The sequence below is a fragment of the Flavobacterium niveum genome, from assembly GCF_055231775.1.
This window is the reverse complement of record NZ_JBUYSX010000001.1, coordinates 1,007,592-1,021,589: the sequence shown is the minus strand read 5'-3', so window position 1 is coordinate 1,021,589 and position 13,998 is coordinate 1,007,592. Positions and strand designations below refer to the sequence as shown.

The 13,998-nt window shown below is 44.7% G+C and carries 15 protein-coding genes; 5 read left to right on the top strand and 10 right to left on the bottom strand.

Annotation, left to right across the window (positions count from 1 at the left end):
- Window positions 1–62: 62 nt before the first annotated feature.
- The 10 genes from ACZIX4_RS04170 to ACZIX4_RS04125 all read right to left on the bottom strand — a co-directional run bounded on the left by ACZIX4_RS04170 (window position 63) and on the right by ACZIX4_RS04125 (window position 9,759).
- Window positions 63–428 carry a response regulator transcription factor gene (locus ACZIX4_RS04170; protein WP_463334351.1) on the bottom strand — a complete coding sequence of 122 codons (366 nt, stop codon included), beginning with the start codon at window positions 426–428 and terminating at the stop codon, window positions 63–65.
- Entirely contained in the window at window positions 425–3,124 is a 2,700-nt protein-coding gene (locus ACZIX4_RS04165) for an ATP-binding protein (protein ID WP_463334350.1), read from the bottom strand. The genes ACZIX4_RS04170 and ACZIX4_RS04165 overlap by 4 nt, the downstream gene beginning before the upstream one ends.
- Window positions 3,117–3,311 carry a hypothetical protein gene (locus ACZIX4_RS04160; protein WP_463334349.1) on the bottom strand — a complete coding sequence of 65 codons (195 nt, stop codon included), beginning with the start codon at window positions 3,309–3,311 and terminating at the stop codon, window positions 3,117–3,119. Before ACZIX4_RS04160 ends, ACZIX4_RS04165 begins: the two co-directional genes overlap by 8 nt.
- Before the next feature lie 62 nt (window positions 3,312–3,373).
- A complete protein-coding gene (locus ACZIX4_RS04155; RefSeq protein WP_463334348.1) occupies window positions 3,374–3,595 on the bottom strand; it encodes a DUF6814 family protein in 222 nt (73 codons plus the stop codon).
- An 11-nt stretch (window positions 3,596–3,606) separates the two neighbouring features.
- Window positions 3,607–5,142, bottom strand: a complete 1,536-nt coding sequence (locus ACZIX4_RS04150; protein WP_463334347.1) for an MFS transporter — start codon at window positions 5,140–5,142, stop codon at window positions 3,607–3,609.
- Between the two features lie 26 nt (window positions 5,143–5,168).
- Window positions 5,169–6,545, bottom strand: coding sequence for a porin (locus ACZIX4_RS04145; RefSeq protein WP_463334346.1), 1,377 nt, complete (start codon window positions 6,543–6,545; stop codon window positions 5,169–5,171).
- A gap of 87 nt (window positions 6,546–6,632) precedes the next feature.
- Window positions 6,633–7,052, bottom strand: coding sequence for an IS1/IS1595 family N-terminal zinc-binding domain-containing protein (locus tag ACZIX4_RS04140; protein WP_463334345.1), 420 nt, complete (start codon window positions 7,050–7,052; stop codon window positions 6,633–6,635).
- A 242-nt stretch (window positions 7,053–7,294) separates the two neighbouring features.
- On the bottom strand, window positions 7,295–8,317 hold the full coding sequence (locus ACZIX4_RS04135) for an LLM class flavin-dependent oxidoreductase (RefSeq protein ID WP_463334344.1): 1,023 nt from the start codon (window positions 8,315–8,317) through the stop codon (window positions 7,295–7,297).
- 31 nt (window positions 8,318–8,348) lie between these two features.
- The gene (locus ACZIX4_RS04130) at window positions 8,349–9,362 is read right to left on the bottom strand and encodes an LLM class flavin-dependent oxidoreductase (protein WP_463334343.1); all 1,014 of its coding nucleotides are present in this window, start codon (window positions 9,360–9,362) and stop codon (window positions 8,349–8,351) included.
- A gap of 25 nt (window positions 9,363–9,387) precedes the next feature.
- The gene (locus ACZIX4_RS04125; RefSeq protein WP_463334342.1) at window positions 9,388–9,759 is read right to left on the bottom strand and encodes a winged helix-turn-helix transcriptional regulator; all 372 of its coding nucleotides are present in this window, start codon (window positions 9,757–9,759) and stop codon (window positions 9,388–9,390) included.
- A gap of 101 nt (window positions 9,760–9,860) precedes the next feature.
- On the opposite strand from ACZIX4_RS04125, the gene ACZIX4_RS04120 reads away from it, so the two are divergent.
- The 5 genes from ACZIX4_RS04120 to ACZIX4_RS04100 all read left to right on the top strand — a co-directional run bounded on the left by ACZIX4_RS04120 (window position 9,861) and on the right by ACZIX4_RS04100 (window position 13,769).
- Window positions 9,861–10,604, top strand: a complete 744-nt coding sequence (locus ACZIX4_RS04120) for an SDR family NAD(P)-dependent oxidoreductase (protein WP_463334341.1) — start codon at window positions 9,861–9,863, stop codon at window positions 10,602–10,604.
- A 145-nt stretch (window positions 10,605–10,749) separates the two neighbouring features.
- Complete coding sequence (locus ACZIX4_RS04115) at window positions 10,750–11,676, top strand: helix-turn-helix domain-containing protein (protein WP_463334340.1); 927 nt, start codon at window positions 10,750–10,752, stop codon at window positions 11,674–11,676.
- A gap of 100 nt (window positions 11,677–11,776) precedes the next feature.
- On the top strand, window positions 11,777–12,514 hold the full coding sequence (locus tag ACZIX4_RS04110) for an SDR family oxidoreductase (RefSeq protein WP_463334339.1): 738 nt from the start codon (window positions 11,777–11,779) through the stop codon (window positions 12,512–12,514).
- A gap of 13 nt (window positions 12,515–12,527) precedes the next feature.
- Window positions 12,528–13,007, top strand: a complete 480-nt coding sequence (locus ACZIX4_RS04105) for a DUF1097 domain-containing protein (RefSeq protein ID WP_463334338.1) — start codon at window positions 12,528–12,530, stop codon at window positions 13,005–13,007.
- A 9-nt stretch (window positions 13,008–13,016) separates the two neighbouring features.
- Complete coding sequence (locus tag ACZIX4_RS04100) at window positions 13,017–13,769, top strand: SDR family oxidoreductase (RefSeq protein WP_463334337.1); 753 nt, start codon at window positions 13,017–13,019, stop codon at window positions 13,767–13,769.
- Window positions 13,770–13,998: the final 229 nt, after the last annotated feature.

Below are 13,998 nucleotides of genomic sequence, written 5' to 3'. Positions count from 1 at the left end.
TATTGTAAATATAACACCCTTTACCCTGAAAACATCATGTATTTATGCTAAAATACTATACACTATTCCGCCAGTAAACCGTTAACCTGCTCCACCAGTTTTTTTAAAGAAAAAGGCTTGGTAATGTACAGGTTAGCCCCAAGGGATAAACCCTTTTCTATATCGCTTTCCTTGTTCTTTGCCGAAAGGAAAACTACTTTACACCCGCTTAACCTTTCATCCTGCTTTATGGCCTCAATGGTTGCAAAACCATCTACCATCGGCATCATTACGTCAAGCATTATCAGGTCGGGTATTTTGTTTTGCAGTAAGTCCAGCGCCTCCTGCCCGTCGCGGGCTATAAATACCTCGTAACCGCTTTTCCTGAAGGTATATTCAAGCGACATTACTATGTTAGGTTCGTCATCGACAATCAAAATCTTTTTCATTCTTTCTCGGTTTGCTGTTTTGGTAGTGTAAAGATAATACTTGCACCGCCTTCAGTCCTGTTTTCTGCCCAAATTTTACCTTTATGGTATTCTATAATCTGGCGGGTAATGGCCAGCCCAAGCCCACTGCCCACAGGTTTTTTAATATTCTGGTTGGTAGACTGGTAAAACTTATCAAAAACATTCTCTATATCTTCTGCCTTGATCCCCTTACCGTTATCGTTTATTACAGCCTTAATACTGTCCGTTCCGGTTTCTATATAAATGCTGATAATACCCCCGGTTTCAGGACAAAATTTAATGGCATTTGAAATCAGGTTGGTAATAACCTGTATCAGGCGGTCTTCATCATATTCTGCCTCTACCCTGTTATTATCATCAAAAACTACAGCAATACCCTTATTACGGATAAGCTGTTGCAAGGGTTCAAGTGCATTGACTATAGTAGCGGTAAGGTTATGCAGGCCAATATTTATTTTCTGTTTGCCGGTCTCAAATTTCTCCAGGTCGAGTATCTTATCTATCAAACGGTTAAGCCTATCCGATTCGGAGATGATGTTCTGCAAAAACTGCCGCCTCATATCATCGGGTATATCGTCGTCTTCGTACAATATTTCGCCTGCGGCCTTAATCGCGGTTATGGGTGTACGCAGCTCGTGGGTTACGGTATCCAGGAACTCGTCTTTCTGGCGGTCTTTCCACAACAGTTTTTCATTGGCGGCCTGTAGCTGGTTGGTGGCGGCTTTCAGTTCTATAGAGGTTTCGGTGAGCTTTTTATTGATGGTAATATTCTCCTGCGACTCTTCCAGTATACGCAGTACTTCAGGCAATGTAATCTTCTCTTCCTTAACCACACTGGATATTAAAATTTTGGCGGAAGCCGTACCAATATGCCCCGTAAGCAGGTTCTCGGCAAACTTAATAAGGCGGGCATCGGCCAGTTCCCTGTCATTCTCCACACCATATTTAAGGTTAAAGAGCTTAAACGCCCTCGCCGTACGTTCTTCACCCAAAAAGCGCTTTACTACTTTCAAAATATCAGACGTATAAGCGGTGCCCTTCCATATAAAAGCATTTTCATGCATGGTAATGTATTTGTCTACATCTATAAACATTTCGGCATAGTTGCGCTCGCGGTAGTTGCCTTTAAAGCTCACCGAAACCGCCATATAGGTGAATACATTGGCCAGCATACTCCAGAAAAACGCATGGGCTATCGGGTTAAGGTAATCCAGCCCGAAAAGTGCGAACGGTTTTAATAATGCGATGCCAAACAAACCCTTATTTATAAACCCGCTATCGGCATTTACTGCACCGGTTACATAAGGTATAAGCATGGTGTAGGTGCAGACTGTAAAGCCAATTATAAGGCCCCATATAGCACCAAGGCGTGATGCCCTCCTCCAGAACAATGCACCAAAGAACGACGGTGCCAACTGCGAAATGATTACAAATGCAACAAGCCCTATGGACACCAAACCGTAATCTAACGCTACCATACGGTAAATAAAATACGAGATAATAATAAGGCTGAATATGCCCACCTTACGGATGTTTACAATACGCTTGTTGTTATCCTGAGGATTGCCCGATTGCAGCGTCCCCAAAAAGCCGTAAGGTATAATAATGTTATTACTCAGCATGGTACTGAGGCTGATGGATGCCACCACTATCATGGATATAGCCGCCGAAAACCCACCCAAAAATACCAATACGGTAATGGTAGTGTTGTCAAAAAACTGCGGTATCAGCAACGAATAAGTGTCGGGGTTGGCAGTAGTATCTTTAAAAAGGATGTTGCCGCCCCATGCTATAGGGAATACAAATATATTGATTATCAGCAGGTACAGCGGGAACAGCCACAGGGCAACTTTTATATGGTTTTCGCGGTTGTTTTCTACCACGCCCATCTGGAACTGGCGGGGCAACAGGAAAATAGCAAACAACGACGTCATACACAAAAAGAACCAGTTTATGGCTTGTGGCAGCCCGCCTATGGTATTTTTTGCAGCGAAATCCTCAAGTACCGATGCTTTGGCATAAATATCATCGAATCCGTCAAAAACGTAAAATGTTACATACAGCCCTACCAATACAAAGAAGAACAGTTTCAGCAGGCTTTCGAGCGCTACAGCCGTTACTATCCCTTTACGTTTCTCAGAAGCATCTACATAGCGGGTGCCATAATAGGACGCAAACAGTGCCAGTGCTACGGCTACGTAGGTAGTGGTATCGCTAAATATATCAGAATGCACGGAGGTACGTGTCACCACGTGAAAAGTTTCTGAAATGGCCTTTAGCTGTAATGATATATAAGGGATAATACCAAAAAGGCAGGTTAGTGTAACCAGTGCGCCAAGGAAACGGCTGTTGCCATAACGGAGGGATATAAAGTCGGCAATGCTGGATATTTTATTCACCCGCGATATCCTGATTATTTTGCGGAGGATAATAATCCACGCCGGTATGCCTATAATGGGGCCAATGTAAGTGGGCAGGTAGCTTAGCCCCGATGTGGCCGCCACACCTATGCTGCCATAGTACGTCCATGCAGAGCAATACACCGCTAACGACAGCGTATATACATAAGGGTTATTTGCCCAGCGGGAATTGTTTTTCTTTTCGGCCCAGTGCGCCACATAAAACAGCAGTGCCAGGTACAGCGACAGGATGAGCAATAAAACAGCACTACTCATAATACTTTTTTACTATTATATAGCTTAACAATACGCCCAGCAGCCATACCGAAAACAGGTATACATAAATAACCGGTATGCCCCTTATAGCCTGCGAACTGTCGAAAATAAGCAGCAGCGGTAAGTTAAATGCCATGAGCAGCAGTATGGCCAGTATTATTAGTTTTTGTTCGTGCCTTTTTTTCATATAAATAAAAATGCCATAGCCCCCTTACAGGAGGCTATGGTAAATTATGGAAAATAAATTAATTACACATCATCATATTCGCCTTTTAGCGCATACACCCCAAAAGTGCCCAGGCCAAGTACAATAAGTGGTGTAAGTACACATAGTATGATTATACCAAACACCAGGTCGTCCTGCTTGCCGGTGGAAAACTTTGGCAAACCAAATTCAATAATGCAAAAGTATGCGGCTGCGGCGGCAAGAGCCAGCCATACTATGCCAAGTATTCTTTTTAATGCTTTCATATTCAGACAGATTAATCGTGGTCAATATTATTTTTTCTCTTAAGGTATACCATGCCTATTACAAAGCTTATGGCGGCAATAATTATCGGGTACCAAAGCCCTTCAAGGTAAAACTTGGCATCACCCGCATTCTTGGCATTGGTAGCCAGGTAAGTAGATATTGCCGGAAGCAATCCACCGAAGATACCGTTACCCACGTGGTATGGCAGCGACATGGATGTGTAGCGTATTTTTACCGGGAACATTTCCACAAGGAATGCCGCTATAGGCCCGTAAACCATGGTTACAAAAATTACCTGTATAAACACCAGGAATATCAGCGACCATTTATCAAAATCATTGATTTCAACAGTGGTCTTAATATCCGTTTTGGCTTTTCCGTCTACCATTATAGGCTGCCCGTTTTCTAAATGTACGGTTTTTAGCTGTTTAAACTTGGTGCCGTCGGTATATTCCTTCGAAATATCGTAGATGGAATCGCTTTTGCCCTCACCAAGGTCTTTTACAGATTTACTGATAAGTGATTTCTCGGCAACTTCAGTTTTAAGCGCCACATCGGTAGTGGTGTACATTTTATCATATATGGGCCTGTACAGTAATATAGCTGCCAGCATACCCAGCATCATAATGGTTTTGCGGCCTATTTTATCACTCAACCAGCCAAACACCACAAAAAACGGTGTGCCAAACAGCAGCGCAATACCCAATAGCCCGTCTACCTGAGATGAATCTACAAACATTACCGTTTTAAGGAAACTCATGGCATAAAACTGGCCCGTGTACCACACCACACCCTGGCCCATAGCAGCACCAAACAGCGCAAGGAGTACAAACTTAAGGTTGTATTTGTTGCCAAAACTTTCCTTTAATGGGTTTGTGGTAGTTTTACCTTCTGCCTTTGCCTTAGCAAACACAGGCGATTCGTGCATGTTTTTCCTGATGATGTACGACACGATTACCATAAGTATCGAAATCCAGAACGGTACCCTCCAGCCCCACTCGTCAAAGGCTTCACTGCTCAGGCTGCCCCTTGTAATAAGGATTACCATAAGCGAAATAAAAAGTCCGAAGGTAGCCGTGGTTTGTATCCACGATGTCCAGTAGCCCCTCTCCCCTTTCGGTGCGTGTTCGGCTACGTAAGTGGCAGCACCACCATATTCACCTCCCAGTGCAAGGCCCTGTAGCAACCTTAGCAGCAGCACCAGCAGCGGCGCCATAAAGCCTATGGTTTCATAACTGGGTATACAGCCTATTAAAAACGTGGCTCCACCCATAAGCAGCAGCGTAACCATAAAGGTATACTTACGGCCTATCAAATCACCCAGGCGGCCAAAAAACAGCGCCCCGAACGGCCTTACCACAAAACCTGCGGCAAAGGTGGCCAGTGTAGACAGGAATGCCGCCGTAGGGTTATCTGCCGGGAAAAATTTGGTGGAAATAACCACGGCAAGGCTCCCGAAAATGTAGAAGTCGTACCACTCAATCAATGTTCCTAAGGACGAGGCTGTAATAACCTTCCAGATTCCTTTTGTTGATTTTTCACTCATAATGTGTTTTGCGTAAAGTGTTTGTGTTATAGATATACTTGAAGTTGAAGAATAAATTCGCCTTTGCTTGTCCTGGAGTCAGGTGCAGTATACACCGGCCTTGTAGAGTATTGGGTGGTAATTTTGGCATGGTGCCCGTCTAAAAAGAAGTTGGCCCCTATGTCAAACTGTGTACTGGCTTTTTCAAGCGCTTCAAAGTTTTTGTAGGTAAAAGCCCCGAACGGCTGTATGCGCACTGCCGGTTTCTCGTTAGCATTTGGCAACAGCACACCGGCCTGTGTGTACCATATATTACCCGAACCTATGGTAGGCTGTGCATTACCCGGGCCAGCCATTGCAGGGGCACCGGTAAAAGCAGGGTTAGCCACACCCACATTCATAATACCCAGGTTACGCAGGTAGTTAGGGCCAAAATCGTAGCTATAGAATACACTGTATGCCGTTAACGCCATTTTGTTTTCAGGTTTTCCAATAGGCATATCGGCAAAAACATCGGCTGAGAATAGATTGATGTCGTGCTTTTCAAGGGTACCGTTTACCGAAGTACGTGTACCATCCGGTGCCATATAAAAACCTGCGCCTATGTTAAACACCTTTTTGGTACCCAGGTAGCTTCCCACCTTGTATGGCAACAAATTCGATTCCTGGTCCAGGAACTGGTATTCTACATACCCGGCCTTGCTCCATTTGGTATTACCGTTGTTGTCTACTGCTACGGCTATATCGCCATTTGGCGCGTCTACAGGAACAAGGTTGGTTGCAAAAGGCTTGTTGTAGCTGAACCTGTACTCCAGCTTACCGTACTTACCCTTGGCAAAGATGCCCATCTGGCGGGCAAACTGGTCTGAGTTTTCAATGAGCGGCCAACTTAGTATAGGTGAATCTATAGTTAAAAAATTAAGCGTAGAGGCCATAGTAATACGCGACAGCCCCATGTAGTAATGCAATCCGCCACCCAGCGACAGGCTGAACTTGTTAGCCTCGCCAGGCAATACTACAGCATATTCGTTCCACGCATCGTGGAAAAACATACCCGGTTTTTTACCGGCGCCATAGCCGCCCGTACCCGTTGTACTTACCGCCCCGCCATTAGTAAACGTCTGGTTGTTTACCCCAAAGTGGGTAAGCACCATATAGCGTTTAGATATCTGTGCATACAGCAGCACCCTTAGCCTTCGGTTACCTATATCAGTACTTGTAGTGGCTTCTTCGCCGTTTATCATAGTACCGGGGTTCATTTCACTTGAGCGGAGCCATATCTGGTTCCAGGCGATAACCCGCATGTACTTAGAGCCGTCTTCATTCAGGTTAAATTTTAACCCCGAACCGTATTCTGTAGAGCCTTGCGAAAAGCCCTTTAAGGATAGCAGTAATAATCCTGCCAGTAGAGAAATTCGTTTCATAGAGCAGCGTTATGTTTGTTACTGCCAAATTCCAAAAATGTAACGAACGGGAGAAATTTTGATATATACAGCTGTAAACAGGTATAGCTAATCTTTAAAACGCTCCCATTTTATAAGCATAAACTTATCGCCCAGCTCAGTAATAATCATGCCCGCGCCCGATAGGTTCTCTTTATTTTTAAGGTGTTCCACCACTTCCGCATGGCTATAAATCTTATACGTAGGGTGATAATCGCCGTGCGATGGCTTTTTCACCTTAAATTCCTTTACCCAGTTGCTCACCGTAACGTGCGACACACCTATAATACGCTCTATCTCACGGTAGCTAAGGCCTTCCAGGTAGAGCTGCAATGCCTTAGTAACATAATAGTTGTCTATCTTTTTACCAATCTTGTTTACGGTGAAGTAATACTTACACTTTTTACACAGGTAGCGTTGCTTATCGTTAATTATACCGCTCTTAACTATATGGTTATCGCCGCATTTGGGGCATGCTAAAATCTGCATATATATTATTTTTGCATAAATATAGTAAATTAGCAAATATACTCCCTAAAAAATTATTCACTATGTAATTTTAGTTAGATTAAATTTTATAATGTGTTTTTTTAACCTAAAAATACTAATAATACTTCTAAAAAAGCTTACTCCTCAAAGTATATGTCTTGAAAAATCCCCACACCAAAATCCAATAAAAAAAGGTTGCCCCAATTTCGAGGCAACCTTTGTCGTTTTTATTTCTGTTTAAATTACTTCCAGCCCAATGCAGGCGCTACATGCTCTAATATAGCCGAAAGCACGTGTATGTTATAATCCACACCCAGCGTATTCGGTATGGTTAAAAGTATAGTGTCAGCTTCCTGTAGCGCTTCATCCTGTGCAAGTTCTGCAACAAGTTTATCCGGTTCAGCAGCATAGCTTTTCCCAAAAATAGCGCGTTTGTCGCTTTCTATATAGCCAAAACTATCAGCCCCTTTAGCCTGCTGGCCAAAGTAAAGCCTGTCCTGATCATTAACCAGCGCAAAAATGGAACGGCTTACCGAAACCCTTGGTTCTCTCGTGTGGCCGGCATCTTTCCATGCTTCCTTGTAGGCCCTTATCTGTTCAGCCTGTTGTATATGGAACGGTTTGCCATTCTCGTCAAACTTCAGGGTTGAACTTTGAAGGAACATACCGTTTTCAGCAGCCCAGACAGCTGTTGCATTAGATGCCGCTCCCCACCAGATACGCTCACGCAATCCCTCAGAATGCGGCTCCAGTCGCAACAGCCCCGGCGGATTCGGGAACATCGGGTATGGGTTTGGCTCTGCAAACCCCTTGCCTTTAAGCCTTTCAAGGAACTCCAGGGCTTTTTTACGCCCCATATCGGCATCGGTTTCACCGGGTTCTGGCTCGTAGCCAAAGTAACGCCAGCCATCTATAACCTGCTCCGGCGAACCACGGCTGATACCAAGTTGCAAACGCCCTTCAGAAATAAGGTCGGCCGCACCGGCATCTTCCACCATATACAATGGGTTTTCGTACCGCATGTCTATAACACCGGTACCTATCTCTATTTTCTTTGTTTTGGCGCCAATAGCCGAAAGCAACGGGAAAGGCGATGCCAACTGCCGTGCAAAATGGTGCACGCGGTAGTAGGCGCCGTCTACCCCTATCTCCTCGGCAGCTACAGCCAGGTCAATGGACTGCAGCAGGGTATCGGCTGCCGTACGGGTTTGGTAGGCCGGATGGTCTGCCCAGTGCCCGAACGATAAAAATCCTATCTTTTTCATGGATTGTTTTTACTGTTTACCAAATATACGGTTAATTATTACGCTCTTTTATTATCTCAGACAGTATGCTGTAGGATTTTAACCTGTCATCATGCCCGTGGAAGTTAGACACTACCATAAGTTCATCTACCCCGGTTTCCAACAGGAATTTATCCAGTTGCTTGGCTACTGCTTCCTTACGTCCTACAAACGAATATTTAAGCATCTCGCGTACGGCTGGGTTATGCTGAATCATCATCAGCTCATCGGTCATTTCCATAGGTGGCTGTAACGCTTCCCTTTTTCCTGTCAAAATTCCGAGGAACATACGGATGAGCGATGTAAAGTTACGCTCAGCTTCATCATCAGTATCAGCTGCGATAACATTTACACCTGCTATAGTATACGGTTTATCAAGGTGTGCAGAGGGCTGGAACTCTTTCCTGTAAATATCCAGGGCTTCATGCAGCAACCCGGTGGCAAAATGGCTGGCAAAGGCATACGGTAAGCCCATTTTAGCAGCAAGGTGGGCACTATCCAGGCTTGAGCCTAATATGTAGATTGGCACATCTACACCTTCGGCCACCACGGCACGCACCTGCGACCATTCATTCTCCTCAGAAAAATATTCCTGTATCTGTTCTATTTCCCCGGGGAAATTGTGTACCGCCTGCATCCTGTCGCTGCGTATGGCATGTGCCGTAAGCTGGTCTGTACCCGGCGCTCGGCCCAGTCCTAAATCAATACGTTTAGGGTATAGCCTGCCCAGCGTACCAAACTGCTCGGCCACAATAAGCGGCGAATGGTTGGGCAGCATAATACCACCCGAACCTACCCTGATGCTTTTTGTGTGACCGGCTATGTGGCCTATAAGTATTGATGTAGCCACGCTGGCCACATGAATCATGTTATGGTGTTCGGCAAGCCATAAACGGCTGTACCCCATAGCCTCTGCCTTTTGGGCAAGGTCTACACTGTTTTTAAACGTTTGTTCTATCGTTACGCCACTTGATACTATAGCAAGCTCCAGTATCGAATAAGCGATGTCCTTTTTTGTTGTTTCCATAATTTAATTACATCATCCGGCCGCGTTATTGTTGCGGCTGGTTTACATTCATTTCCGTTTCCCCAATTATCATTTGGCGGTGTTTTACCCCCCAGTCCGCAAGGTCGTGGATAAGGCTTTGCAACGACCAGCCATATTCCGTAAGGTTATATTGTACCGATATGGGCTGGGTATCCAGTACGGTACGTTTTATAAGTTTGTTTTGCTCCAGCTCCTTTAGTTCCTTGCTTAACTGTTTGTTAGAAATACCGTTAAGGTCGGCAAGCATGTCTGAAAAGCGCCTTTGGTTATAGTAGCATATACTCGATATAATAGATATTTTCCATTTACCGCTCAGCACATCCATAGTATCATGGATGGCCCTTATCTCTTTTTTATGGCATAAATTTTCACTCATAGGTTACCTTGTTACTCTAAAGTTACTGTTACTTTTAGTTACAAAGTTACATTAATTAATCAACATACATTAAGTTTGTACTGTTAATAAATAAAAACAAAATGAGTTTAGAAAATAAAAAAGTAGTGATAACAGGTGGTACTACAGGCATAGGCCTGGCTACTGCCAAAGCTTTTATAAACGCAGGTGCAAATGTGCTGATTACCGGCAGGAACACGGCCAACCTGCAAAAGGCCGCTGAGGAAATAAACAGCCCTAACCTGAAAACCCTGGTATCTGATACCTCTAACTTTGAGGGTATTGCCGCTTTGGAGAAAGCAGTTACAGAAAGCGGCAACAAGCTGGATGTACTGTTCCTGAATGCTGCCATTGCAACCTTTGGTCCAATAGAAAGTGTAACCGAAGCCGACTTTGATGCGCAATTTAATACCAATGTAAAAGGGCACTTCTTTACGTTACAAAAACTGCTGCCACACCTTGCCGATGGTTCGTCGGTAATATTTACCTCATCGGTAGTGGCTTCAGCTGCTAATATAGGCACCAGTGTATATTCATCTACAAAAGGCGCACTAAATAAAATTGCCCAGATAGCAGCAAATGAGCTGGCAGAAAGAAAAATCCGCGTGAATCTTGTAAGCCCGGGCCCTATACAAACACCGGGATTAGAATCGGTACTGGATGAAGATGGTAAAGCATACATGGCATCGCTAACCGGGCTGCAACGCCTGGGTACTGCCGATGAAATTGCAAACACCGTACTCTTCCTTGCTTCTGATGCCGCAAGTTATATAAGCGGTACCGATATTACTGCCGATGGTGGTTACCTTACCTACAGCAGGAAATAAACTGTAGGTTCATTTACTATTTATAAATATAGCCGGAAGATGGAATATCTCCCGGCTATTTGTTATTTCAAGGTGTTTTACAGCCGGTGTATTTTTAATAGCACTGTGCAAAATTTGTGTACTTTTACCTTACACAATCATCAGGATGAAACAGGCACAACAAGCTAAGCTGCAAACCCATTCTTTATACGAACTGTATAATTACCTTGGGCTTCCTGCGGATTTAGTAAAACCATTAGACGGATTTACCATACACAACCTCAGGGACTCAGGGTTTCAACTGCCGTATGAGTCGCCATCCTTCAGGCCTGACTATTTTTCGTTCCTGTTTGTAAAAGACGGCGCAGGGAAATATACCATTGATGATTATACCTTTGAGGTGGCACCTAAATCGGTTTATTTTACCAACCCCAGCAATTACCGCACCTTTAGCTGGGAAAGCGTAAACGACATTTACCTGATTACCTTTGATGAGCCTTTCCTGAAAAAATACATCAGCAAGGAAATATTTGAAGATTTCCCGTTCCTGCTTACCGAAACCATAAGCCCAAAGGTGGCAGACGACGGTTTTTATGCCATAGCAGGCCAATTGTTTACCGATATCCATACCGAATTTGTAAACAACACGCCCGACAGCCCTAAGGTAATAGGCCACCTCCTCGCAGTACTGCTCTACCGCATACGCGATTATTTCTGGAAAGAATACAACCCCATTTACGAAGGCAATCGCAGTTCGCAAATTGTAAAAGCGTTTAAGCAACTGCTGGAAAAACATTACCATGATGTAAGTGCCGGAAAGGTAGAAACCCTGTACCGGGTAAAAGACTACGCCGATGCCCAGCACCTTAATGCCAACTACCTGAGCAATGTTATTAAAAGCAAAACCGGAAAACCCATAGCCACCTGGATAGCCGACAAAACCATAGCTGAGGCAAAACTGCTGTTGGAAAAATCGGGCTTATCTGTTAAGGAGATAAGCTACCGCCTTGGTTTTTCTGAAACGGCGCACTTTAGCAACTACTTTAAAAAGCATACGAGCATAGGCCCTACAGAATACAGGAAGCAATTGTAGCACCATGCTGTAATATTTGCAACACATGCTGTAACCCTCGCAACAACCACCCTGTACCCCCGCCCTACCTTTGTGATATAATTTTAAACAAAATAATATCATGAAAAATTTATCAGGTAAAGTTGTCCTTATCACAGGTTCATCTAAAGGTATAGGGGCAGCAATTGCAAAACGCGTAGCAGGCGAAGGTGCCCGCGTAGTGGTTAACTATTCCGGCAGCAAGGCCGATGCCGATGCTGTAGTAGAAAGTATAACGCAAAACGGCGGCGAAGCCATCGCCCTACAAGCCGATGTAAGCAAACCTGCCGATGTAACAGCATTGTTTGACCAGGCCATAGACCACTTCGGGAAAATTGACGTGCTGGTAAACAACGCAGGCATTATGCTTACCAAAACCCTTAAAGATACTACCGACGAAGAATACACACGCCAGTTTGACATCAACGTGCGTGGGGTATTCAATACGCTTCGTGAGGCCGCAACCAAGCTGGCCGATAACGGTAGTATCATCAACTTCTCTACCAGCGTTAACCGCCTTATGCTTCCGGGCTATGGTACGTATGTAGCCTCAAAATCGGCTGTGGAGCAACTAACCCGCGTGTTTTCTAAAGAAGTAGGCCGTGGTATTAACGTAAACTCTGTGTCGCCCGGCCCGGTTAACACCGAACTGTTTACCAAAGGCAAACCACAGGAAGTTATAGACCGCCTGGCATCGCTAAACCCATTCAACCGCATTGGCGAACCCGAAGATATTACCGAAGTGGTGGTATTCCTGGCCAGCGATGGTGCCAAATGGATAAATGCACAAAACATAGGTATTAACGGCGGTATGGCCTAATTCATCAATAATCATGAAAACACTTTTAACAGCTTTGGTAATGGGCCTGTGTGGCGCTGTTGCCGCAACGGTATCTTTTTCGGCAGGCTGGCCCACCTGGGTTATGTTTATTGCCTGGGTTAGTTACTATCTTTTTGGCAAAAGCATCCCTTCAGCGGGGCAAACCCTGCTACAGCTATCGGCAGGCATCCTTTTGGGCGTTGCCATGAGTGCACTGTCCGGTGCATTAACAGCTGCCATCGGCGGATTGGGTTTCCCTGTAACCGTGTTCCTGCTCATCGGCTCACTGACCTTCATTTCTAAAATAAAAGGGCTGGGTAATATACCGGCGTGGTTCCTGGGGCTTATCATTTTCTTTGGGGTACACCCGCCTTTAGAGCCGCTTCCGATTTTACAGTTATTAATCCCAATACTTGCCGGCTTTGCATTTGCCATAATCAACGATTACGGTATGAGGGCCATTCACAAACAACAATTTCAAACATCTAAATAATTTTTTACAATGAACACTTTATATAACAAAACAGCAATAATAACCGGCTCTGCACGCGGGCTGGGAAAAGCAATCGCAGAACGCTATGCCGCACTGGGTGCCAACATAGTAATCAACTATTCACGCGATAAGGCATCGGCCGACGAGGTAGTATCTAACATAAAAGCCATGGGCGCAAAAGTAATTGCCGTACAGGCCGACGTAAGCAAGGTAGCCGACATAGAGCGCCTTTTTGACGAAGCCACAAAAGCCTTTGGTACCATAGACATTGTAGTGGCCAATGCCGGTATAGAAATGGTGGAAACCCCGGTAACGGAGTTTACTGAAGAACAGTTTGACCGCCTGTTTTCCATCAACACCAAAGGGGCGTATTTTACCATGCAGCAGGCTGCCAAAAAAGTGCAGGACAACGGGCGAATTATTTACATTGCATCAAGTACCACAGCCTTCCCTATACCGGGCATGGCGGTATACGGCGGCAGTAAAACAACCCCACGCTATATGGTAGACGTACTGTCTAAAGAAATAGGCCATCGCGGCGTTACGGTTAACAGTATCATACCTTTTGCGGTAGACCATTCGGGTATTTTTGCTGAGGCAGACAGTTACCCCGAGTTGCGCAAATCGCTTGTAGACAGCTGCCCTATGCAAAGGCTGGCTGAAGTAGAAGACGTAGCAAACGTAGCCGAATTCTTTGCGAGCGGGCTTTCGTCTTTTGTAAACGGGCAACACCTTTTGGTTAACGGAGGGGCTAACCAATAAACACCTCAATATATACAATGTAAAAAACCTGCTTAGTTTTTAAGCAGGTTTTTTATTTTGGAGGATTGTTCCGTCTTTGTATCCATCATTTATATACATCTTAGCGGCTTGGCGCCTTTGCGCGAAATTTTACCACAAAGGACGCTAAGGCAAGCACAACGTTTCACCAAGCTACTCAAAATTAATTAGTAAACTTATAACAGGACACAAAGGCTTTCCTTCGGAAAGC